The sequence below is a fragment of the Streptomyces sp. WMMC940 genome (assembly GCF_027460265.1).
In the GTDB taxonomy this organism is placed as follows: domain Bacteria; phylum Actinomycetota; class Actinomycetes; order Streptomycetales; family Streptomycetaceae; genus Streptomyces.
In genome coordinates this window covers 4799875-4820204 of sequence record NZ_JAPZBC010000001.1, presented here as the reverse complement: position 1 = coordinate 4820204, position 20330 = coordinate 4799875, and the positions used below count along the sequence as shown (strand labels likewise).

Annotated in this window: 19 protein-coding genes, 2 tRNA genes and 3 pseudogenes; 9 read left to right on the top strand and 15 right to left on the bottom strand. The window is 71.4% G+C overall.

Going from position 1 to position 20330, the window contains the following annotated elements; translation table 11 throughout:
• Window positions 1-117: 117 nt before the first annotated feature.
• The 3 genes and pseudogenes from O7595_RS21240 to O7595_RS21230 form a co-directional block, all read left to right on the top strand.
• Complete coding sequence (locus O7595_RS21240; protein ID WP_269730230.1) at window positions 118-876, top strand: IclR family transcriptional regulator; 759 nt, start codon at window positions 118-120, stop codon at window positions 874-876.
• Between the two features lie 144 nt (window positions 877-1020).
• A tRNA-Lys gene (locus O7595_RS21235) sits at window positions 1021-1094 on the top strand.
• A gap of 241 nt (window positions 1095-1335) precedes the next feature.
• A pseudogene (locus tag O7595_RS21230) lies at window positions 1336-1431 on the top strand (DUF4031 domain-containing protein); the annotation flags it as partial.
• Between the two features lie 294 nt (window positions 1432-1725).
• Here O7595_RS21230 and O7595_RS21225 read toward each other — a convergent pair.
• The 5 genes and pseudogenes from O7595_RS21225 to O7595_RS33930 all read right to left on the bottom strand — a co-directional run.
• Window positions 1726-3411, bottom strand: a complete 1686-nt coding sequence (locus O7595_RS21225) for an AMP-binding protein (RefSeq protein WP_269730229.1) — start codon at window positions 3409-3411, stop codon at window positions 1726-1728.
• Window positions 3412-3436: 25 nt separating this feature from the next.
• On the bottom strand, window positions 3437-4024 hold the full coding sequence (locus O7595_RS21220; protein ID WP_269730228.1) for a lytic polysaccharide monooxygenase auxiliary activity family 9 protein: 588 nt from the start codon (window positions 4022-4024) through the stop codon (window positions 3437-3439).
• Window positions 4025-4153: 129 nt separating this feature from the next.
• Window positions 4154-6019, bottom strand: a complete 1866-nt coding sequence (locus O7595_RS21215) for an SPFH domain-containing protein (RefSeq protein WP_443071682.1) — start codon at window positions 6017-6019, stop codon at window positions 4154-4156.
• Between the two features lie 44 nt (window positions 6020-6063).
• Window positions 6064-6348: pseudogene (locus O7595_RS33935) on the bottom strand (peptidoglycan-binding protein); the annotation flags it as partial.
• Window positions 6349-6666: 318 nt separating this feature from the next.
• Window positions 6667-7707: pseudogene (locus O7595_RS33930) on the bottom strand (peptidoglycan-binding protein); the annotation flags it as partial.
• A 486-nt stretch (window positions 7708-8193) separates the two neighbouring features.
• Between O7595_RS33930 and O7595_RS21205 the strand changes: the two are divergent.
• Both O7595_RS21205 and O7595_RS21200 read left to right on the top strand, forming a co-directional pair.
• Window positions 8194-8270, top strand: a tRNA-Lys gene (locus O7595_RS21205).
• Window positions 8271-8468: 198 nt separating this feature from the next.
• Window positions 8469-9002 carry a helix-turn-helix domain-containing protein gene (locus O7595_RS21200; RefSeq protein WP_269730226.1) on the top strand — a complete coding sequence of 178 codons (534 nt, stop codon included), beginning with the start codon at window positions 8469-8471 and terminating at the stop codon, window positions 9000-9002.
• A 31-nt stretch (window positions 9003-9033) separates the two neighbouring features.
• Here O7595_RS21200 and O7595_RS21195 read toward each other — a convergent pair whose 3' ends face one another.
• The 8 genes from O7595_RS21195 to O7595_RS21160 form a co-directional block, all read right to left on the bottom strand.
• Window positions 9034-9282 carry a hypothetical protein gene (locus O7595_RS21195; protein WP_269730225.1) on the bottom strand — a complete coding sequence of 83 codons (249 nt, stop codon included), beginning with the start codon at window positions 9280-9282 and terminating at the stop codon, window positions 9034-9036.
• A gap of 19 nt (window positions 9283-9301) precedes the next feature.
• Entirely contained in the window at window positions 9302-9622 is a 321-nt protein-coding gene (locus O7595_RS21190; protein ID WP_269730224.1) for an IS3 family transposase, read from the bottom strand.
• Window positions 9622-9915, bottom strand: a complete 294-nt coding sequence (locus O7595_RS21185; RefSeq protein ID WP_269730223.1) for a transposase — start codon at window positions 9913-9915, stop codon at window positions 9622-9624. The genes O7595_RS21190 and O7595_RS21185 overlap by 1 nt, the downstream gene beginning before the upstream one ends.
• Window positions 9916-10065: 150 nt before the next feature.
• Entirely contained in the window at window positions 10066-10752 is a 687-nt protein-coding gene (locus O7595_RS21180) for a hypothetical protein (protein ID WP_269730222.1), read from the bottom strand.
• A 79-nt stretch (window positions 10753-10831) separates the two neighbouring features.
• On the bottom strand, window positions 10832-12667 hold the full coding sequence (locus O7595_RS21175; protein WP_269730221.1) for a M50 family metallopeptidase: 1836 nt from the start codon (window positions 12665-12667) through the stop codon (window positions 10832-10834).
• A gap of 66 nt (window positions 12668-12733) precedes the next feature.
• Complete coding sequence (locus tag O7595_RS21170; protein WP_269730220.1) at window positions 12734-12949, bottom strand: hypothetical protein; 216 nt, start codon at window positions 12947-12949, stop codon at window positions 12734-12736.
• 31 nt (window positions 12950-12980) lie between these two features.
• Window positions 12981-13196 carry a hypothetical protein gene (locus O7595_RS21165; protein WP_138055028.1) on the bottom strand — a complete coding sequence of 72 codons (216 nt, stop codon included), beginning with the start codon at window positions 13194-13196 and terminating at the stop codon, window positions 12981-12983.
• 30 nt (window positions 13197-13226) lie between these two features.
• Complete coding sequence (locus tag O7595_RS21160) at window positions 13227-13436, bottom strand: hypothetical protein (protein ID WP_269732564.1); 210 nt, start codon at window positions 13434-13436, stop codon at window positions 13227-13229.
• 353 nt (window positions 13437-13789) lie between these two features.
• Between O7595_RS21160 and O7595_RS21155 the strand changes: the two genes are divergently transcribed.
• Entirely contained in the window at window positions 13790-14050 is a 261-nt protein-coding gene (locus tag O7595_RS21155) for a hypothetical protein (RefSeq protein ID WP_269730219.1), read from the top strand.
• A 396-nt stretch (window positions 14051-14446) separates the two neighbouring features.
• Complete coding sequence (locus tag O7595_RS21150; protein ID WP_269730218.1) at window positions 14447-14764, top strand: hypothetical protein; 318 nt, start codon at window positions 14447-14449, stop codon at window positions 14762-14764.
• A gap of 85 nt (window positions 14765-14849) precedes the next feature.
• On the opposite strand, the gene O7595_RS21145 is transcribed toward O7595_RS21150, so the two are convergent.
• The gene (locus O7595_RS21145) at window positions 14850-15110 is read right to left on the bottom strand and encodes a hypothetical protein (RefSeq protein WP_269730217.1); all 261 of its coding nucleotides are present in this window, start codon (window positions 15108-15110) and stop codon (window positions 14850-14852) included.
• A gap of 259 nt (window positions 15111-15369) precedes the next feature.
• Window positions 15370-15909: a helix-turn-helix domain-containing protein gene (locus tag O7595_RS21140; RefSeq protein ID WP_269730216.1), complete on the bottom strand. Its 540-nt coding sequence runs from the start codon at window positions 15907-15909 to the stop codon at window positions 15370-15372.
• Between the two features lie 523 nt (window positions 15910-16432).
• Between O7595_RS21140 and O7595_RS21135 the strand changes: the two genes are divergently transcribed.
• Both O7595_RS21135 and O7595_RS21130 read left to right on the top strand, forming a co-directional pair.
• Complete coding sequence (locus O7595_RS21135) at window positions 16433-18373, top strand: glycosyltransferase family 2 protein (RefSeq protein WP_269730215.1); 1941 nt, start codon at window positions 16433-16435, stop codon at window positions 18371-18373.
• The gene (locus O7595_RS21130; protein ID WP_269730214.1) at window positions 18370-20322 is read left to right on the top strand and encodes a kelch motif-containing protein; all 1953 of its coding nucleotides are present in this window, start codon (window positions 18370-18372) and stop codon (window positions 20320-20322) included. Before O7595_RS21135 ends, O7595_RS21130 begins: the two co-directional genes overlap by 4 nt.
• Window positions 20323-20330: the final 8 nt, after the last annotated feature.

The window sequence follows — 20330 nt, the reverse complement described above, 5'->3', positions numbered from 1 at the left end:
GCCCCAGGATATGAGCCTGGGGCGCCCTACATTTCTCGCCAACAGCCGCCCACTAAACGGTTCTTGGCCGCTATCGTGGTACGGAAGCTTGCGGTCACAACCTGGTAGGGGGAAACCGTGGCGCTGAAGCCCGAGCCGACCGCGCCGTTCCACTCGGTGCAGTACGCACTGCGTGTCCTGGAGACGGTCTCCAGGCACAGTGGCGGTGTGACCGATGTCCAGATCGCGCGCGAGACCGGACTGCCGACCGGCCACCTCACCTCCCTGCTGCTGATGCTCCGCCGCGAGGGCTACGTGGAGCAGGTCGCGGACGGGGCGTATGTGATCGGCGACTCCCTGGTCCTGCTGGGTTCCGGCGTCACCCGGCGGGAAGCCCTGGAGCGCAAGCTCCAGGAGACGCTGAGCGAACTGCGCGACTCGGTCGGCGCGGCGGTCTACATCAGCCGGTACATCGACGGCGAGGTCAAGATCACCCAGTTCGCCGACGGCCCCGGCACCCCCAAGGTCAACGAGTGGGTCGACTTCCGCTCGGCGGCACACGCCAGCGCGGTCGGCAAGTGCCTGCTGACCCAGCTCGACCAGAACGGCCGCCGCGACCATCTCGCACGGCACAAGATCGCCCGGCTCACCTCCCGGACGATCACCAACGAGAAGATCCTCTTCTCCAAGCTGGACGCCCAGCCGCCCACGGTCCCGGTGCTGGACCTCCAGGAGTACGCGGTGGGCACGGTCTGCGCGGCGGTGCCGCTGACGGCCGGCTCCTCCGTCGGCTGCCTGGCGCTCTCGCTCCCGATCGAGCACGCCCACCGACTTCGCGCCGCGGCCGACACCCTGAACCGTCGGGCGGCTCCGGTGGTGCTGTCACTGGCCCTGTGACCGGCCGGGTCCGCGAAACCCCCGAGGCCCCGCGACCGTGACGCCGGCACCCGGCGGCCCGCGCCCGGTGGTCGGGAGCACCCCTGCGGACCGGGTAGTATTACTTCTGTCGTCAGCCGCCGAGAGCGGCGAGAACGGCAGCCCGCGCCGCTAGCTCAGTTGGTTAGAGCAGCTGACTCTTAATCAGCGGGTCCGGGGTTCGAGTCCCTGGCGGCGCACAACCTCACGAGGGGCCCTCGCAACTGCGAGGGCCCCTCGTGGTTTCCCGGAGCCCCGGTGCCTCCCCGCAGGAGCCGGAGGCAGCCGTCGCGGCGCAATCGCACGGCCACCGGGGGACGACCCGGCCGGACGACCCGCGCCCGGATCCGCTCCACCGTTCCGGCCACGGACATACGCCCCCTCCCGGTCCTCGCAGGCAGGAACGGCACGCTTCGGGGGTGACATCCATCACGTTCACCCGCCGTGCGCGCCGGCGCCGTCGCGATCGGGCCGAAGGAACTGGTCCGGCGGCTCACGGAGGCGGGACTGCGGCGGAAGCACGGCGGCGGGCTGTAGGCCGGCGGGACGGGACGGCGTGGCGACCCTCCCGCGCCGCCTCTGTGCGTCGCGCAGCGCCCAGCGGGCGGGGCCGGGACCGGGACCGGATTCCGTCGCCCCGAGCGAGGTCTCCGCACCCGGACCGGGGTCTCGCCGGCCCGGAGCGGAGCCCGTCCGCCACCCGGTGCGCGCCCGGCGCGACCGGACCCACCGCAGGACCACCGCACGCCCGTCGGCCGGCCGCGGACCCGAGGCCCCCGCCCCGCCACTGTCGCACCGGGGAAACCCCGTCCGCCGGAACGGGGGCCTGGCTCACCGGCCCAAGAGCCCGGTCCGACCCTGACGTTCGTAGGCGCGGCACAGCCGGGCGGCGTCGGCCGCCGTCAGCGGGCGGTAGCCGTCCGTGCCGGGCTCCCGCCACCAGACGGGGTCCGGGCCCCGGAGGAACCCCTCCCGGCGCAGGGCGACACGGTGGATCTTGTTGGTGGCGGTGACCGGGAGGCGCGGGACGACGCGGACGAAGCGGGGCGGCATCTTCGTCCCCAGGTCGGGCTGGGCGGCGAGGAAGCCGGTGAACGCCGCGGGGTCGAAGGACCCCCCGTCGCGGAGGGCCAGGGCGCACATCACCTGGTCGCCGGCGACCGGATCGGGGACGGCGTACACCGCGACGCCCACGGCGGGTTCCCAGCGGGCGAGGATGCTCTCGATGAGCGCGGCGGCGAGGTTCTCGCTGTCGACGCGCAGACGGTCCTCACCGCGGCCGGCGAAGTACAGGAAGCCCTCGGCGTCGCGGTAGAAGAGGTCGCCGCTCCAGTACCAGCCTCCCCGCAGCCGTTCCGCCTCCGCCTCGGCGTTGCGCCAGTAGCCCTCGAAGGGGCTGCGGCCGCGGTTGACCAGTTCGCCTATCGCCCGGTCGCCGTTCAGCAGCACGCCCCCCGGGGAGAAGCGGGCCGGCTCGCGCTCCTCGCCGCTGCACGGGTCGACCACGGCGAGGTCGTCCCCGCGCGCGGCCCGGCCGATCGCGCCGCGCGGAGTGCCGGAGGTGCGCTGGACGGCGGCGCCGCCCTCGGAGGAGCCGTAGCCCTCGACGAGCCGAACGCCGAACCGCGCCTCGAAGCGCTCCGCGTCGACGGCCCCCGCCTCGGTGCCGAAGCCGAGCCGGAGCGAGTGGTCGCGGTCGTCCTCGCGCTCGGGAGTGGCGAGCAGGTACTGCACGGCCCGGCCCACATAGGTGAAGTACGTGGCTCCGTAGGACCGTACGTCGGAGAGGAAGCACGACGCGGAGAAGCGGCGCCGCAGAGCCACCGTCGCACCGGCCACCAGTGCGGGCGCCCAGGCGGCGATCACCGCGTTGCCGTGGAACATCGGCATGCAGACGTAGTGGACGTCGTCCCGGCGCACCCCGAAGCGCGAGACGAGGGAGGCCCCGGCGGCGGCGAGCCGACCCTGACTGCAGATCGCGGCCTTGGGCGCGCCCGTCGAGCCGGAGGTGAAGTACAGCAGCAGCCGGCTGCCGGGCCGCACGGTGCGCCCCGGCAGGGGGTCGATGTCGGCGGGACCGGCATCCTCGCAGGGGGCGAGGAGCGCGGCGTACGCGGCGTCGTCGGTCACCAGCACGCGCACGCCCGGCAGTTCGAGACCGTCGAGCAGGGGAAGGTACGCGCGCTCGGTGACCAGCACCCGGCAGTCGGTGTGCAGGATGTCGCGGGCCAGCTCCGCGCCCCGGCGGGTCGGGTTGATGCCGGCGACGGCGGCCCCGGTGAGGGCTGCCGCGCCGATCCAGAGCGGGAACTCGTGCGTGTTGTCGAGCAGGACCCCGAGGTGCGGCTCTGCTCCCCGGGGCAGCAACTCCGTGAGCAGTGCGGCCCGTGCGGCGGCACCGGAGGCGACCTGGTGGTGGCTGAGCACGAGGTCCTCGTGGACCAGCCCCACCCGGTGATCGCCCCACTGGCGCCGTACCAGCTCCGCGACGGTCGTACCACTCCCCGTGACGCCCATGGCGCGCACGGTAGCTGACGTTGCGTCAGAATTGAACGTCCGAGCAGGCGTAGAACGCGTTCGAGGTGTCGGCGATGGTCCACACCGCCAGGATCAGATGACGGCCCGACTTCGACGGCAGCGTGCCCGAGTGACTGAGCGTCCCCGGGGGGCGCTGGCCGTTGTACGGGATGGTCAGGAAGGGCTGCGGATCGAGCGCGGCCCTGGTGAGCGGCCGGCCGGGGTTCCAGCCGTTCCTGGTGATGTAGTACTTGAAGTCGGTCGTGGCGTGCATGGCGGTGAACTGCCACCGGAAGGTGTGGCTCTGCCCCGACGAGACCCGGGTGGTGGGCCAGGCACCGCCGCGCGGGTCGTCGAGCTGCGCGAAGCGGCTGTTGCCACCGGCGCAGATCTTCCCGTCCGCCGGACCCGCGCCGGGGAAGCCCTTGGGCCCCTCGACGCTCTGGGGCTCCCACTGGATCTCGCCGCAGTTGCCCACGGTGCCGTTGGCACAGAGCTTCTGACGACTGATCGGAGAGTCGGTGTAACCGTGGCTGCCGGCGCTCCCGGTGGCGAGCAGGGTCGTCCCCGCCACCGCGAGCCCGACGACGGCCGCGCCTATTCGCTTTCGCATGCTGTCGCTCCTGGAGAACGTGGGGGAGTTCTGTGAGCCGTGCCGTGCAGCTGCGCTTGTGCGGTCGTGCGGATTCCGGTCTAGACCAAGTCTCAGATTATTGACGAACTTTGAACATGTCCAGACCAATCACGGGGTCTCCGCACCGCCGGTCCTCGCCGTGCAGAACGCCACGGTCAGGTCGCGGACGAGGGCCTTGCGCTCGTAGTCGTCGAACTCCACCAGCCCACGCATCGTGAGCCGTTGCACCGTGTCGTCCACCGCGTCGACCACCGAGCTCAACACGGTGTCGCGGCGCTCGGCCTCCAGGGCGGCGACCCGACGGCGGCGCATCGCCGCGGCCACCTCGGGCGCGTACTCGATGCGCGTCGGCTGCGCCGAGAAGACGTCGATCCCGATGGGGGCGCACTCCGCCGCGAGCGTCTTCGTCAGGGCGTCGCCGACGGCCTCGGCGTTGCGGAGCGTCGGACGGAGTTCGAGCGCGGGACCGCCGCCGGCGGCCGGCGCCGAGGCGTCGGCCGGGATCTGGGACAGCACCCGTGCCAGTGCCGCCTCCACCTGCTCCCTCAGGTACGACTCGTGGTTCGCGACCCCGAGCACGGCGCGGGCCGTGTCCCGGACCCGCCACACGACGAGGACGACGGCCTCGAGCGCGGTGCCGTCGGCGTCGACCGACGGCATGGGCTCGCTGCGCCAGTGCCGCAACCGTACGTCCACCCGGCGGCGGAGCAGCAGCGGGCTCACCCACATGAGACCGCTGCGGCGGACACTGCCGCGGTACTCCCCGTACAGCGTCAGCACCCAGGCGTGGCCGACCCGGCCGCGCGCGAGCCCGCCGAGAGAGAACAGCGCGACCGTCAGGGACACGGCGAGCACGCCCCAGTGCACGAACCCGAGACCGCCGTAGGGCCGTTCGCCCACTCCGAAGAGCGTCGTCACCTCGGGCGGGAAGGCTCCCGCCCAGTGCAGCACGGCCGCGCAGGCGACGAGGGAGACGACCCCGGCGAGCAGAGCCGCCCAGCCGGGCAGGACCGGGCCGGGCCGCTCGATCAGCCGGGGGTCCGGAGGGGGTGCCGGCCGGCGGGTGGCCTGGCCGGCGCCCGGTGTGGACCGCCGTCCGGTGGCGGACGCCACCGGGGGCATGGCGATGGTGTCGGGGCCGCTGTCGCCGTCGACGTCCTTGGTCAGCCCGTTCACGCCGAAGGCGCTCCAGCGGTCCTTGGGCTGTGCGCCGCCGTCCGGCCCCTTGCTGGCGGACGTCCCGTTGAGCGGGCGGGTGGCGTCCGCACCGGTGGCCGGCTCCGTCCGCGGGTCCGCGGCCGCCTCCCCCGCCGGGCCCCGGGTGGTCGCTCCGGCGGACGCGACGGCGTCCCGGTAGAGCAGGTGGACGGGGATGGCGCCGGTCGTATCGGTGCCGATGACGACAGTCCGGCGACCGCCGGCCCCGCTGAACTGCCGCTCGGCGCGCTCGGTCGCGGGCGTGGTGTCCCGCGCGCCACCGGGCTTCGTCCCGCCCTCCTCGGACGGGGCGCCCGCCTCGGACAGGACGCCCGGGTGGGAGCGGGCGTCGGTGGCGCCGTTCGCAGTGCCGCCGGGCCCGGGCGGGAAGGCGGTTCCGGAACCCGCCCCGGACCCGCCCCCCGAAGGGAGCTCCTGGGCGGGGGCGGGCAGTCCGGCCTCCGCGGGCGCGCCACCACGCCCGGCGGTGCCGTGCGCGTCGGGGGTGCCGCGCACGTCCCGGCCGCCGAGCACCGCACCGGCGTCATACGGATCCGGAATGCCCTGCACGGCGGGGGTGCCGCGCACGTCCCGGCCGTGGCCGAACGCCGTCGGCGCCTCCGGGCCGGACGTGGCCTCGGGCTCGGGCCCGCCGGAGGCAGTGCTGCCCCTGACGGGCAGCCCCGCGCTGTGGACGGCGACCGACGCGGAGGTCAGCCGGCCGAGCGGGAGGGAGGGACCCGGAGGGTCCTCGGAGTAGGGGGTCGTCGGGGTCACCGCGGTCGCCTCCTCGCGGGTTCGGTGCACATCGGAGTTGTGGATCATGAGAAGAGTCGCCGCCAGGTCTCGGGGCCGGGGTAGCCGTCGGCCGCCGCGCCGTGCCAGCCCTGCGCACGCTGGAACTCCTCGACGCTGCGACGGTCCGCGTCGCCCCAGCGCGGGCCGGGGCGGGTGGAGTAGTGCCTGGCGAAGCCCCGCTTCACCAGCTGCCGGCGGAGAGTGTCCAGATGCCTTCCGGAGCTGCCGGAGCCGCCGGGGCGGAAGTGTCCGTGGCCCGGGAAACCCGGCGCGGAGGCGGCGGCTCCGGGCGCCGGCTTCCGGGAACCGGCCGGAGTCGCCGTCGCGGCGCCCGGCCGGCGGGGGGCGGCCGCTGCGGAAGGTGGCCTGCGGGGTCCGGCGGGGACGGACCGGACGGCGGAACCAGGCCGGGCCGGAGCAGCCGCGGCACGACCGCCGGACGCGGTCCCGGCCACCGGGGCCGGGGCGGGCACGGGCGCCGCCTGCCGGGCCCCCGCGGAATCGGACCCCGCCGCCGTGGCACCCGCCCCGGCGGGGGGCCGCGCGGCGGACGACGGCACCTGTTCCGGACCGGTCGCGGTCGGGCCCGCTGCAGGCGCGGATGCCCCGGTCACCGCACCCGTCTGTCGTCCGGGCCCGTTCGGCACGGCCACGGCCGCGCCGGGCGCCGCCTTCCTGCCCGTGCCGTTCACCAGCAGGCGCCAGGTGTCCGGTCCCGGCACCCCGTCCGCCTCCGTACCCCTCCAGCCCTGGGCGTGCTGGAACGCCTGGGTGGCGCGCCGGTGCGCCTCCCCCCAGCGCGACCCCGGACCGGTCGTGTCGTTGCTTCCGAAACCCCGCTCCGCCAGCAGCCTCGCGAGCCGGGCGACGTACGCGTTGTCCTCGCCGGGCGCGAAGACCCCCACCCCGGGGAACCCGATCTCTCCGATCCCCGCGATCGTCCCGTCGGCGGTGCCCACGCCCTTCAGCCCTTTGTAGCGGTAGGCCACGTACTGGTCGGAGTTGCTCCAGTAGGCCAGGGGCGTGGTCTGTCTGCGGGTGTGCGGCCTGGCCTGTTCGTACGCGATGTACTTCGTACGGGTGCTGTCCGCCCAGCCGCCGAAGATCGTGACGTGGGAGCCCTTGGACGGATCGCTCGGATTGTGGAAGAGCAGGATGTCGCCGGGCTGCAGGTCCTTGCGTTCGATGCGCGTGCCGAACTGGGCCAGGCTGCCCGTCCATTCGTTGCCCGCGAGGTGCCAGGCCATGGAGACGTAGCCGGAGCAGTCCTGCCGGTAGCCGTCCGCCCAGTACCGGCTCATGGAGTACGGGACCTTGGCGTTCACCCAGCGCTTCGCCCGGTTCATGATGTCGGCACGGGCCATCTTGCGCAGACCGGCCGTCCCGGCGGGGCCGGCGATCGGGCCGCCGTGCAGCGGTTCCTGGCCGCCCTGCGGGGTCTCCGGGTCGGGGCGGGGTTCGCGCCCGGGCCGTGCGGGATCCACCGCCAGGACACGATCGCCACGGGAGCGGTCCGCGCCGCCGGGGCCCACCGGGGGATCGTCCGTTCCTGCGCGCTCCGCCCGCACCCGGGCCGGGGCGGGGACGGGGAGCGGGTCGCGTTCCGGCCGGTTGTGCCCCAGTCCGGCACGCCCGGCCCGAACGGGGTGCGCCCGGGCCGCCCGCACCCCGACCGCCCGTGCCCCGACCGGTCGGCGTGGCGCCGCCGTGTCCGCCTCGGCGGCAGGCACCCCGGTCCGCGCGGTCCGGGGTGCCGCCGCCTCCGGCTCGGGCACCGGGGAGCGCCCCGCTCCGGGATCGGCCAGGGCCCCCGCGCTCCCGCCGCTGAGTACCGCTCCCGCCGCGGTGACCAGTACGAGAGCGCGGCGGGCGCCGTGCGCGGCCGGGTGACCTCCGGCACGCACCGGCAGGGCACGGGCCCGTTCCCGCCGCTGCTGGGCGCAGCCGGGGCAGACGCAGTCTCCGGCCGGCTCGTACTCCTCGAACACCGGAACGGTCATCCCTTGCCCCTTCAGATCCACCACGCTCTTCCGTCATGACAAATCGCATTTTGACGGAGCAAAGCGAAAAAACGACCATCCGACAGGCCGGAACGCGCAAGGAAATGGTCAGGAGCATCCCAGGGGGTCCGGTAGAGTTCTCCGGGTCAGCAGGCGCCGCTAGCTCAGTTGGTTAGAGCAGCTGACTCTTAATCAGCGGGTCCGGGGTTCGAGTCCCTGGCGGCGCACCAGCGATCAGTTCGTTGATCCGGGCGTCCTCGGCCTCCGAGGGCGCCCTTTCGCATACGCGCGAAAGCCCGCCCGGCGCCGGGGGCGTCGCCGGGAGACCCCCGGACGGCGGGCGGCAGGAGAAGGACGTCCCACCTGCGGCATACACTCGGACTCACCCGTACGCGTCACCCCGTCCCACGGCAGGAAGAATCCACCGCGTGGCCAACGCACTGCAGGAATTGGTGAAGAGCCGGCTGGAGCAGCAGGGCTGGTCCTACGGCGACGTGGCCCGGCGCGGGGGCGTCCCGCGTTCCACCGTGCACCACCTGGCCACCGCCGAACGCGTCACCCGCATGCCGCAGCAGGCCACGCTCGAGGGCCTGGCCAGAGGACTGGAACTGCCCCTGGACTCCGTCCGCAGGGCCGCGGCCGAAGCCTGCGGGATCCACCTGTACTTCGAGGAGACCCCCGGCACACCCGCCGACCCCGAGGTCGCCACCCTCATCGCCAGCGTCCAGCAGCTCTCCCCGGCCGACCGCCGCCACGTCACCGCACTCGTCGAATCCCTCCTGCGCAACACCCGCCGACCCGACACCGGCGCAGACACCCACACCCACCCCGGCACAGACACCGACACCCACCCCGGCGCCGGCACCGGCACAGACACCGGCTCAGGACCCCGCACGGGCCACGACACCGGCACCCACCCCGGCACCCACCAGAGCACGGACCCCCACCCCGCCACCGACTGAACCGGGCCCCGACGACATCCGGCCGCCGCGCTCAACGCTCGCTCAGCGTCCGCAGCCAGCCGATCACGGCGTTCACCGTGGGGAAGTCGAGTTCGGCGATCCGGGCGACGGCACGGGTGTCGGTCAGCCGCACGGGGACGCATGCCGCGTCCAGGGCGCAGTGCAGCATCACCTGGTGCGCCTGGGTCGCCGGCAGGTCCTCCCCCGCCCGCAGTTGGGGGCGCAGATACGTGGAGATGGGCAGCGGCGGAGTCGGGAACGACGGGTATTCCATGCTCATGGTCGGATCGCTCTCTCGTTCAGGCCGGCGACCTCTTTGGCGTCGGCCGGGTACGGCGCCGTTCGCCGGCGGAGAGACCCTGGAGACCGGCGCGGCGCATCAGGAGCTGAACCGTGCCGTGGCTGACCGCGATGCCGTGGCGCGAAGTCAGTTCGTCGTGGATGCGCCGGTATCCATAGGTCCCGTGCGAAGCGGCGTGGATGGCGGAGATGACTTCGGTGAGCCAGGAGTGACGGACGGAACGTGCGGAGGGAGGACGGGAACGCCAGGTGAAGTACCCGGACTCGGTCACCCCCAGGACGCTCGTGGCGATCCGCACGGGCAAGCCCTCGTGAGCCATCACGCGTACTGCCTCGAATCGTCTTTTGGGGACATCGCGTCCCGCAGCAGCTCGGTCGCGCGCCGGAGGACGGCGACCTCGGTCTCCAGTTCCGTGATGCGTCTGCGCGCGGCCGTGAGTTCCGTCCCCGCGTCGGGGAAGTACCGCTGGTGCCGCAGTTGCGGCAGGTATCTGCGCCGCCACTGGTAGAGCGTCCGCTCGCTGAGGCCGAGGTCGACCGCGACCTTCTTCACGGGCTCGCCCACGGCCAGCAGGTCGAGGGCCTGACGGCGCACCTCGGGTGGGTAACTCATGGATGGTGGTCCTCCGGAGGACTGGAGACGGGTCCACCTACCGGCTCGGGGAGGGGTCCCCGAGCCGGGAGGCGGGTGGGGCTCGGCGCGGAGCGGCGTCCGGGCGGCCTGGCGCCGCATCGGCCGACGTCCGCCCCGTCGGGACACGCCCTAGTCGATGTGGCGCCGCAGGGTGACGGTGGGCCGGAAGCTCTGCAGCGGGTCGACGGCCTCGCCGCGGGGCGCGGCCGCCACCGCTCCCCTGAGCAGGCTCACGACCTCGGCGGCCAGGGAGTCGGCACGGGTCCTGACGGTGCTGATCGGCTCGCGGCTGCGCTCCAGTTCGGCCAGTCGCCTTTCGAGCCGGGCGAGTTCGTTCCTGACCGGGCGGCTCAGCGTGAACGAGTGCGGGGTGGAGACGATGAACTGGTAGGCCCCCGCGAACGTCTGGCAGCCGTCGCAGTGGTCGTTGACCGCACGGCTGGTGTTCGCCGCGTTGAGCCGCGTGATCGTGCCGGTGACGGTGACGACCTGGAAGGACAGGGCGACCGAGCGGCACGGGTTGTCGAGCGTGCAGCCCGCGGAACGGGCGACCGCCCTGTTGCGCGCGCCGACGCCGAGGCGCGTTCCGAGCTCATGGACCGCGAACTCGTCGTCGTAGTCGTAACGGTGCCTGGGTCCGGCGTTCGCGTGCGCTTCGTCCACCGCGACACCGACATGGCGGTTGCCGGTCGACACGTACGATGCCGCCCCGGCAGGGCTCGCCGTGGCGAAGCCGGCCGTACAGGCGGCGACGAGCATGCCGAACCGTGCGGCTCTGCGGCCGCCGTGGCCGGTGCGTGGTTTTCGGTGCGTCATCGGGATGCTCCTTTGCGGACGTACGGGGAATCGGGAGGGGGCTGTCGGGGCCGGAGAGGTGGATGGGGGGCGATCCGGACTACGGCTCCTCGGTCGCGCTCTGCGACTCCGAGGGGGTCACCGAGGGCGAAGGGGATCCGGACGGCGTGGTGCTCGGCGTCGGCGAGGCGCTCGGGTCGGCCGAAGGCGACGCCGAAGTACGGCTCGGACTCGGCGTCGGGCTCGTCGGCCCTGGTGTCGGCGCGTCCGTGACGGGGCTCGCGGACGGGGAGCCGCTCTTGGTGGCGGTCAGGCCGGCGGGGGTGGCGCCGGAAGTCGCCGCGGGTGCGGGGGCCTCGGGCGGTGGGTCGGTGAGACGGGTCGGGTCCGGGGTGGCGGGGATGGGCCGTTCCGCGCCGGGGGCCGCGGCCGTCGGGCGGACCGTGGGAACACCGGGCTGGAGGATGGGGGCGATGGGCGGCTGGCGCGGCAACGGCTCCGGGGTCATACCGGTCAGCCACGCCGCGCAGAGCGCGCCCGATCCCACCAGCACCCCGCCCCAGACGGCCACCCGCAGCCGGGCGTTGCCCTCCGTGGCCCGGGCGATGACCTTCACGAGCCGGCCCACCAGCCGTACGGCGAGGTAGGTCGCGCCGGCCAGGGGGCAGATGAGCATGAAGCTACCGACGACCCCGACGAGACCGGCGGAGAACTGGCCGTCGGCGAAGGCGGACCAGGTCCCCGCCACCTGTTCCGCCAGTGAGCGCAGGCTCGTGGTGAGCAGGCGGGGGAGGTTCCACAGCACGTAGCCGAGTTCGGCGGCGATCAGCGGCACCATGGTCACCACCCATGCGGTGACCATGATCCTCGCGGGCCGCTTCAGCCCGGCCACCTCCGGGGACGGCGGACGTCCCGGCAGCATGGAGCGCAGAATGGGCTTGATCTTCCCGAAGAGGTCGGGGATTCCCGCGAGGTCCCCGAGGATGTAGTAGCCGTCCAGCCGGACCACCGGCAGCAGCTGCTCCAGGATTTCGAAGTGCACGAGGTAGATCGCGGCGAGGAAGAGGGGCTGGCCCGTGAGGACGTACGCCAGGGCGAGCCCCAGCACGAAGACCACGTTGAAGTAGATCCCGCCCAGGTCGGTCCGGATCCGGCCGGCCCGCCCGATGCGGTAGACATCGGTGACTTCGGTGTACATCGAGGGCCAGATGAGGAAGAGGCCGCAGCCGATGCTCCCGGGGCGCGCGCCGCCGTACCTGCACGCCGAGGCGTGGCCGAACTCGTGGAAGACCAGCGATGCCACGATCAGTGCGAAGACGGCGAGCATCAGCACAGGCTGTTCCAGCACCTGCAGCACCGGCGCGATCGCTCCGTGGACGGCGAACAGCCAGACGTCCACGCAGAGCGCCGCGGACAGCACCAGGACCACGACCGGTGGCCGGTGCAGCCAGGCGAGCGCCGCGGCGATACGGGCCACCTGCCGCTCGCGGAAGATCACCCGGTGGCCCTTGAGGACCAGGAGGAGGTCGGTGGTGGGGCCGGCGACCTGGTCGCCCTCCTGTCCGAAGGGGACGGTGATGCCGAGCGGTTCGAGCTTCTGCTCGACGAGGTACTCGATGTTGTCGGCGCTGATCTCCCGTCCGTAGCGCCCGCTGACCCGGTGCGAGACGGTCTCGGTGTCGCGTACGCCGTCGATGGATTCGGCGACCAGGTAGAGCAACCGGGAGAGCTGGACCACCTGCCCGTCCCCTCGGCGGACCAGGTACTTGCGGTCCGTGAAGCCGGACCCCTGGTACTCGCCGAGAAACTGGAGTCCCGCACCGAGACGCGGAACGGGGAACAGCGTCTCCGTGTATTCGTACGGGTGAGCCACGTCGCCCGCGTCGCAGGCCGCCGCCCCCACGGGACCAGGGTGGACCTTCTGGCTTTTGGTCACCGTCCTGCTCTTCCTCCCGGTGCGGGCCGCGCCCCCAAGAACGCGGCCCGCACACGACCGGGATCGTTACTGGCTGATCGAGATGGACTGGGTCGCCTCGGAGGCCGCGACGGCGTCCGGGGAGTCGATGTTGGCGGCGAGCGACTCGTTGTGGGCGCTGACGTAGGCGATGCGCTCGCTCACGTTGGTGGTCCTGACGAAGTTGAACCGCAGCCGGCCCAGGGCCTCGCGCCCGGGCAGCAGTTCGGCGGCGGCCTCGGCGTTGAGCTGGTCTTCGTTCATGGTGGAAACCCCTCTCGGGAGGAAGCGCCGGCTACTGGCTGACGCTGATGGACTGGGCGGCGGACGAGGCCGCGACGGCGTACGGGGAGTTGATGTTGGTCGCGAGCGACTCGTTGTGGGCGCTGACGTACGCGATGCGCTCGCTCACGTTGGTGGTCCTGACGAAGTTGAACCGCAGCCGGCCCAGGGCCTCGCGCCCGGGCAGCAGTTCGGCGGCGGCCTCGGCCTCGAGCTCTTCGACGTTCATGGTGGAAACCCCTCTGGGAAGGAAGTGCCGCTACTGGCGGACGCTGATGGACTGGGTCGCCTCGGAGGCCGCGACGGCGTCCGGCGAACAGACGTTGGCCGCGAGCGACTCGTTGTGGGCGTCGACGTAGGCGATGCGCTCGCTCACGCTCGTGGTCCTGACGAAGTTGAACCGCAGCCGGCCCAGGGCCTCACGCCCGGGCAGCAGCTCCGCGGCGGCCTCGGCGTCCAGTTCTCGCATGCCAAGCATGGGTGGGTCCTTTGCGCGAAGGGCATGGGCGGACTGCGCCCGTTCCCGAACGCGTCCATCCATGCCGGACGATCTGTCTGACGAGATTGGACAGTAGGACTCCGCGGAGCCACCGACAAGGGACCGGAACATCCCGCCCGCCATGGCGAAGACCGCCCATGCCCACCAAAACCGCAGGCAGGAGAGGTGACGGGCGGGGACGGAGCCGATGCCGGCCCGTGGGGAGCCTCACCCGATCGGCTCAATCCGGCCGATTCCCACCGGCAACGACATGACTCCTGATGGCTATCCTCTCGTGCCTCAAGACGGGTGAACCGCCCGAAACCTCCGCGAGAGGGGTGCACATGCTTGTCGTCCCCATGGCGTCCGCGACCGCCGTCGTCCGTGACAGGACGGGAGAGCCGGTGGTGCTGCTGTCCGGTGAACTCCCCTCCGCCCTCACCGCGTCCGGTGTGGACGAGTTGCTCAACCTGGCCGCCGCCGTACTCGGGGCGGAGGAACTGGAACTCTTCGGGCGCTGCCTCGCGGCACTCCGTTGCGGCGAGATGCTCCGGGAAACCCGTATCGAGGTCAGCGGAGCCGTACTGACCATCTACCGCAGCTGAGCGACGGGGGCAGCGACTGCACGCAACTCGGGGCGGATTTCCGTGCGACGGCGGAGCATTCCGGCAGCTCCCGATTCCGGCCGCAACGGGCCGCAGGAATTATTCAACCCAGGACCCGGTGCAGCCGAGTTGCAATTTGCGCCGTTATGTACCCGCACCCAAAACCCGTGCGAAACGCCGCAGTTGAGTCACCCTCGCGAGTGTTCTCAGACACCGCCGCCATATTTCGCGAAACCCTCACCAAGCAAAGCTCAGGCCCGGTTTCCCCGGCTTTCGGAACAGGGTCGGCAATGCGCCGACAAGACCTCTCCGCTCGCATGCACGAATGAATCCCGTTACTGGATCCGCGTATGGTCCGGAGGGCCACCAGAAATCCCTCGAACCAGGAGAAAAACGGTGAGAACATTCGCACGCCTCCTTGCGACGGCGGTCCTGACCGCGACCGCGGCCGCCATTCCCCTGACGGGCACGGCCATCGCCGCGCCGGCCCATTCGCCCGTCGCCGCACAGCAGTTCCGCGGCGTGGAGCGCTGCACCGACCTCGGTCAGCGGTACGTCAGGCACCATGTCCGGGACCGCCACCGGAACCGGTGGGACCGCGACTGCCGTCGCCTGTGGGAACGCCGCCCCGCACACAGGGCGCACCGGTACGACGCCTACGGGTGGTACCGCAACCACGCCGGACACGGCTGGGATTGCGGTCGCCGGTTCTGATCCGGCCTGATGCGCCGCCCGAACCGACGGGCGGTCGGCGTGGGCTCCCGGAGACGGCTCCCGGGAGCCTGCTGCCGTTCGCGGGTCAGTCGCGGTAGATGGTCAGTACGGCTCCGCTGACCTCGATACGGGTTTCCCGGAGCATCTCGCCGCAACGGAGTGCCGCGAGGCAGCGCCCGAAGAGTTCCAGTTCCTCCGTCCCGAGTACGGCGGCGGCCAGGTTGAGCAACTCGTCCACACCGGACGCGGTGAGGGCGGAGGGGAGTTCACCGGACAGCAGCACCACCGGCTCTCCCGTCCTGTCACGGACGACGGCGGTCGCGAGCGCTCCTGGAACGACAAGCACGTCCACCCCTCTCCCGGAGGCTTCGGGGGGTTCACCCGCCCCGCGGGGCGAGAATAGACCCCCAATCGCCCGCATTTCCGGGCTATCTGATACTTCGCCAGCAAATGCATCAAACGGATGCGCCATGCGCACTACCGGCCCGAAGTCTCCGATCCCCCATCGAAACGGCACGTCCGCCCGCACCTCGCCGGCGCGCACCGGAAACCGCGATCCGGCCCGTCGACGCCTGCGGCCCGGCCGGATGTCGTCGGGGCCCGGTTCAGTCGGTGGCGGGGTGGGGGTCCGTGCTCTGGTGGGTGCCGGGGTGGGTGCCGGTGTCGTGGCCCGTGCGGGGTCCTGAGCCGGTGTCTGTGCCGGTGCCGGCGCCGGGGTGGGTGTGGGTGTCTGTGCCGGTGCCGGGGTGGGTGTGGGTGTCTGCGCCGGTGTCGGGTCGGTGGGTGTTGCGCAGGAGGGATTCGACGAGTGCGGTGACGTGGCGGCGGTCGGCCGGGGAGAGTTGCTGGACGCTGGCGATGAGGGTGGCGACCTCGGGGTCGGCGGGTGTGCCGGGGGTCTCCTCGAAGTACAGGTGGATCCCGCAGGCTTCGGCCGCGGCCCTGCGGACGGAGTCCAGGGGCAGTTCCAGTCCTCTGGCCAGGCCCTCGAGCGTGGCCTGCTGCGGCATGCGGGTGACGCGTTCGGCGGTGGCCAGGTGGTGCACGGTGGAACGCGGGACGCCCCCGCGCCGGGCCACGTCGCCGTAGGACCAGCCCTGCTGCTCCAGCCGGCTCTTCACCAATTCCTGCAGTGCGTTGGCCACGCGGTGGATTCTTCCCGCTGGGACGCCGGTTGACCAAACCGCCGTCAACGACCGTGCGGGGAGGCACCGGAAAGCCCGACGTCCAACCTGATCGGACAGCCCATCCAGAGAGATTGGACGCGCTCCGCGCCTCCCACCCTCACACCCACCCTCCACCCCGATGCGGAGCGGTGCGGAGGAACCCGGACAGCGCGCCTCCCGGCGGCTCCGGATCCGCTTGCGATCACGTCCCCCGCTCCGGGACCCTGTCCTGAGAGTCCGCGACCCCAAGGGGTCAGCGGGCTCAAACAGTTGCGACTTGGGGTGATTCGAGGGGATTCTCCCGTCGCTACTGGCCCGGTGTGGGGGTCCCGTTCACGGACGAACGCGGAGACGGGCATCATGCAACCGGAAGACCATCGTCTTATGTCTACGGATACGGTGGCCTGCCACTGATGCGTCCGGTACCGGCTGGCCAAGGGGAGCCCCGGTCCGGACACGACCGAACGATCACGCAGCCAGCAGGCGTGCGGGGGGATGAAAGATGACGTCGACGCCGAACGGCGCCCGGCAGCAGGACGACGACCCTTCCCGGACCACGCAGCTTCGGGTTCCCCCGCAGCTCAGGACGGGAGGCCATCGGTTGCGCCCCAAGAAGGCGCTGCCGAGGTACGACTACGAGCACTACAGCCGGCTGGCCGGTCCCCTGACCCAGCCGGACCCGTCGAGACCGTACAAGGTGCAGTACCGCTCGTTGCTGTCGCAGGAGCCGCACCGCGTCCGGGCCGCTCTGCTCCTCGGGGCCGCGCCGCTGGTCTCGCTGGGCCTGTTCGCCTGGCTGATGCAGCCGCAGCACTGGACGGAGCGCGACCCCAACCTGAACGACGAGCTGCTGCTGTGGCTCGACGTCGTCATGCTCGTCTCGATCGGCCTGATCGAGCTCTTCCGCACGATGAACGTCCTGTCGAACGCGCACGCGACACTCGTCGCCCGCGACCCGATACCCGTCGTGCCGGAGTCCGGCACCCGCGTCGCCTTCCTCACCTCCTTCGTGCCGGGCAAGGAACCCCTGGAGATGGTCACGAAGACGCTCGAGGCGGCCGTGAAGATCCGGCACCGCGGGCTGATGCACGTGTGGCTGCTCGACGAGGGCGACGACCCGGCCGTCAAGGAGGTCTGCGCACGGCTCGGCGTCCACCACTTCTCCCGCAAGGGCATAGCCAAGTGGAACCAGGAGAAAGGCGCCCACCGGGCCAAGACCAAGCACGGCAACTACAACGCCTGGCTCGAGGCGCACGGCGGCGACTACGACTTCTTCGCCTCCGTCGACACCGACCACATACCGCTGCCGAACTACCTGGAGCGGATGCTCGGGTACTTCCGCGACCCGGACGTCGGCTTCGTCATCGGCCCGCAGGTCTACGGCAACTACGACACCTTCGTCACCAAGGCCGCGGAATCCCAGCAGTTCCTCTTCCACGCCCTGATCCAGCGCGCCGGCAACCGCTACGGCGCCCCCATGTTCGTCGGCACCTCCAACGCCGTGCGCATCAGCGCCATCAAGCAGATCGGTGGCCTGTACGACTCGATCACCGAGGACATGGCCACCGGCTTCGAGATGCACCGGGCCAAGAACCCGGGGACCGGCAACAAGTGGCGGTCCGTCTACACCCCGGACGTCCTGGCCGTCGGTGAGGGCCCGTCCGCCTGGACCGACTTCTTCACCCAGCAGCTGCGCTGGTCCCGCGGCACGTACGAGACGATCCTCAAGCAGTACTGGAAGGGCTTCGGCACACTGCCGGCCGGCAAGCTCTTCAACTACACCATGATGATCATCTTCTACCCGATGTCGGCCCTCAACTGGATCCTGGCGGCCCTCAGCTGTGCGCTGTTCCTGGGCATGGGCGCCTCGGGCGTGCAGATCGACCCGGCCATCTGGATGATGCTGTACGGCAACGCCTCGGCCCTGCAGATCGGCCTCTACATCTGGAACCGCCGCCACAACGTGTCGCCCCACGAGCCCGAGGGCTCCGGCGGTCTGGCCGGCATGGTGATGTCCGCCCTCTCCGCGCCGATCTACGCACGCTCCCTGATGGACGCCGCGCTGCGGCGCAAGAGCAAGTTCGTGGTCACGCCCAAGGGCGACTCCTCCAGCCCGGACACGCTCTTCGGCACGTTCCGGATCCACCTCTTCTTCATCCTGATCTTCGGCGGCTCGCTCGTCTCCTCGTTCTGGTTCGGGCACGACCACCCGGCGATGATCACCTGGGCCGGCCTGGCCCTGCTGATCACGGCGGCGCCCATCTTCGCCTGGCGGTACGGGATCCGCGAGGAGAAGAAGAAGCGGAGGGGGCGGCGCCGTGCGAAGCCGGGGACGGATGGCGGGGCCTCCGAAGCCGTGTCGCCGGCCGCCCACGAGCAGCAGCCCCAGTGGGCCCCCGCGGACCAGACCATGCAGATCGCCCTTGGGGGACGTAAGAAATGAGCACACTTCCCGTCCGGCCGAACCACCGCAAGAACCGGGCCCGGCGGATCCTGATCGGCGCGGCGGTCGTGGCGGCGATCGCCGGTTTCAACGGACCGGCGATGTACCGGTACGGCTCGGAGCAGTACCACGAGTACAAGATCAACCGGCCCGAGTACAAGGCCGCCAACGGCCACTGGGACTTCCTCGACGTCCCGGAGAAGTACAAGATCAACACGATCCACGCGGCCCTGCTCCACACCGGCAAGGTGCTGCTGATCGCGGGCTCCGGCAACAACCAGAAGAACTTCGACGCCAAGAAGTTCGAGTCCGTGCTCTGGGACCCGAAGACGAACGACTTCAAGCACATACCCACGCCCAAGGACATGTTCTGCGCCGGGCACACCCAGTTGCCCGACGGCAAGCTGCTGGTCGCGGGCGGTACCAAGCGGTACGAGAAGCTCCAGGGGGACGTCACCAAGGCCGGCGGCCTGATGATCGTCCACAACGAGGACCCGGACAAGCCGATCACCCTGCCCGCGGGCACCAAGTTCACCGGCAAGAAGAACGGCAAGACGTTCGTCTCCAAGGACCCGGTCCTCGTCGAGAAGGCGAAGAAGGTCTTCGACAAGGCGACCGGGCGCTTCCTGCGCACCGAGGCGGGACTCGGCCGGATCTACGTCGAGGCCGCGAAGTCCGGGAAGTCGTACGAGACCGGTACCGAGGACAACTACCGGGTGCACGGCCTCAAGGGCTCGGACAACCGGAACGTCTACGGCATCGCACAGAAGCTCGCCCTCGACAAGAAGGACTTCCAGGGCATCAAGGAGGCCTTCGAGTTCGACCCGGTCGCGGAGAAGTACATCACCGTCGACCCGATGAACGAGGCTCGCTGGTATCCCACGCTCACCACGCTCGAGGACGGCAAGGTCCTGTCCCTGTCCGGCCTGGACGAGATCGGCCAGATCGTCCCGGGCAAGGACGAGATCTACGACCCGAAGACGAAGAAGTGGCAGTACACCGGCTTCGAGCGGCGTTTCCCGACCTACCCGGCGATCTTCCTGATGGACAACGGGAAGCTCTTCTACTCCGGCTCCAACGCCGGATACGGTCCCGCGGACGTCGGCCGTGACCCCGGGATCTGGGACCTGGACACCAACAAGTTCACCAAGGTGCCCGGGCTGAGCGACCCGGACCTGATGGAGACCTCGGCGACCGTGATGCTGCCGCCGGCCCAGGACCAGCGGTTCATGGTCATCGGCGGCGGCGGGGTCGGCGAGTCCGAGAAGTCCAGCGAGAAGTCCCGGCTGGTCGATCTGAAGGACCCGCAGCCCCGCTTCAAGGACGGCGCCTCCCTCGACAAGGGCACGCGCTACCCGAGCGCCTCGCTGATGCCGGACGACAGCGTCCTGGTCACCGGCGGCTCCGAGGACTACCGGGGCCGCAGCGGCTCCAACGTCCTGGAGGCGCGCACCTACGACCCGAAGACGGGCGAGTACACACGTGTCGCCGACCCCCGGGTCGGCCGCAACTACCACTCGGGTTCGGTGCTGCTGCCCGACGGCCGGGTCATGATCTTCGGCTCCGACTCGCTCTTCGGCGACGACGCCAACACCAAGCCCGGCGTGTTCGAGCAGCGGATCGAGATCTACACCCCGCCCTATCTCTTCCGGGGCTCCCGGCCCGAGATCGGCGCCGGCCCGAAGAAGATCGCGCGTGGCGGCTCGGCGACGTTCAAGAGCGCGGACGCGGCGAAGCTGAAATCGGCGAAGCTGATGCGGCCCAGCGCGGTGACGCATGTGACCGATGTCGACCAGCGGTCCATCGCGCTGGAGATGACGAGGACGGCGGGCGGTTTCGAGGTCACCGTGCCGAAGAACCGCTCCCTGGTCCCGTCCGGCTGGTACATGCTGTTCGTGACGGACGGAGAGGGCACCCCGTCGGAGGCCGTCTGGGTCGAGGTCCCTTAGACCGGGAC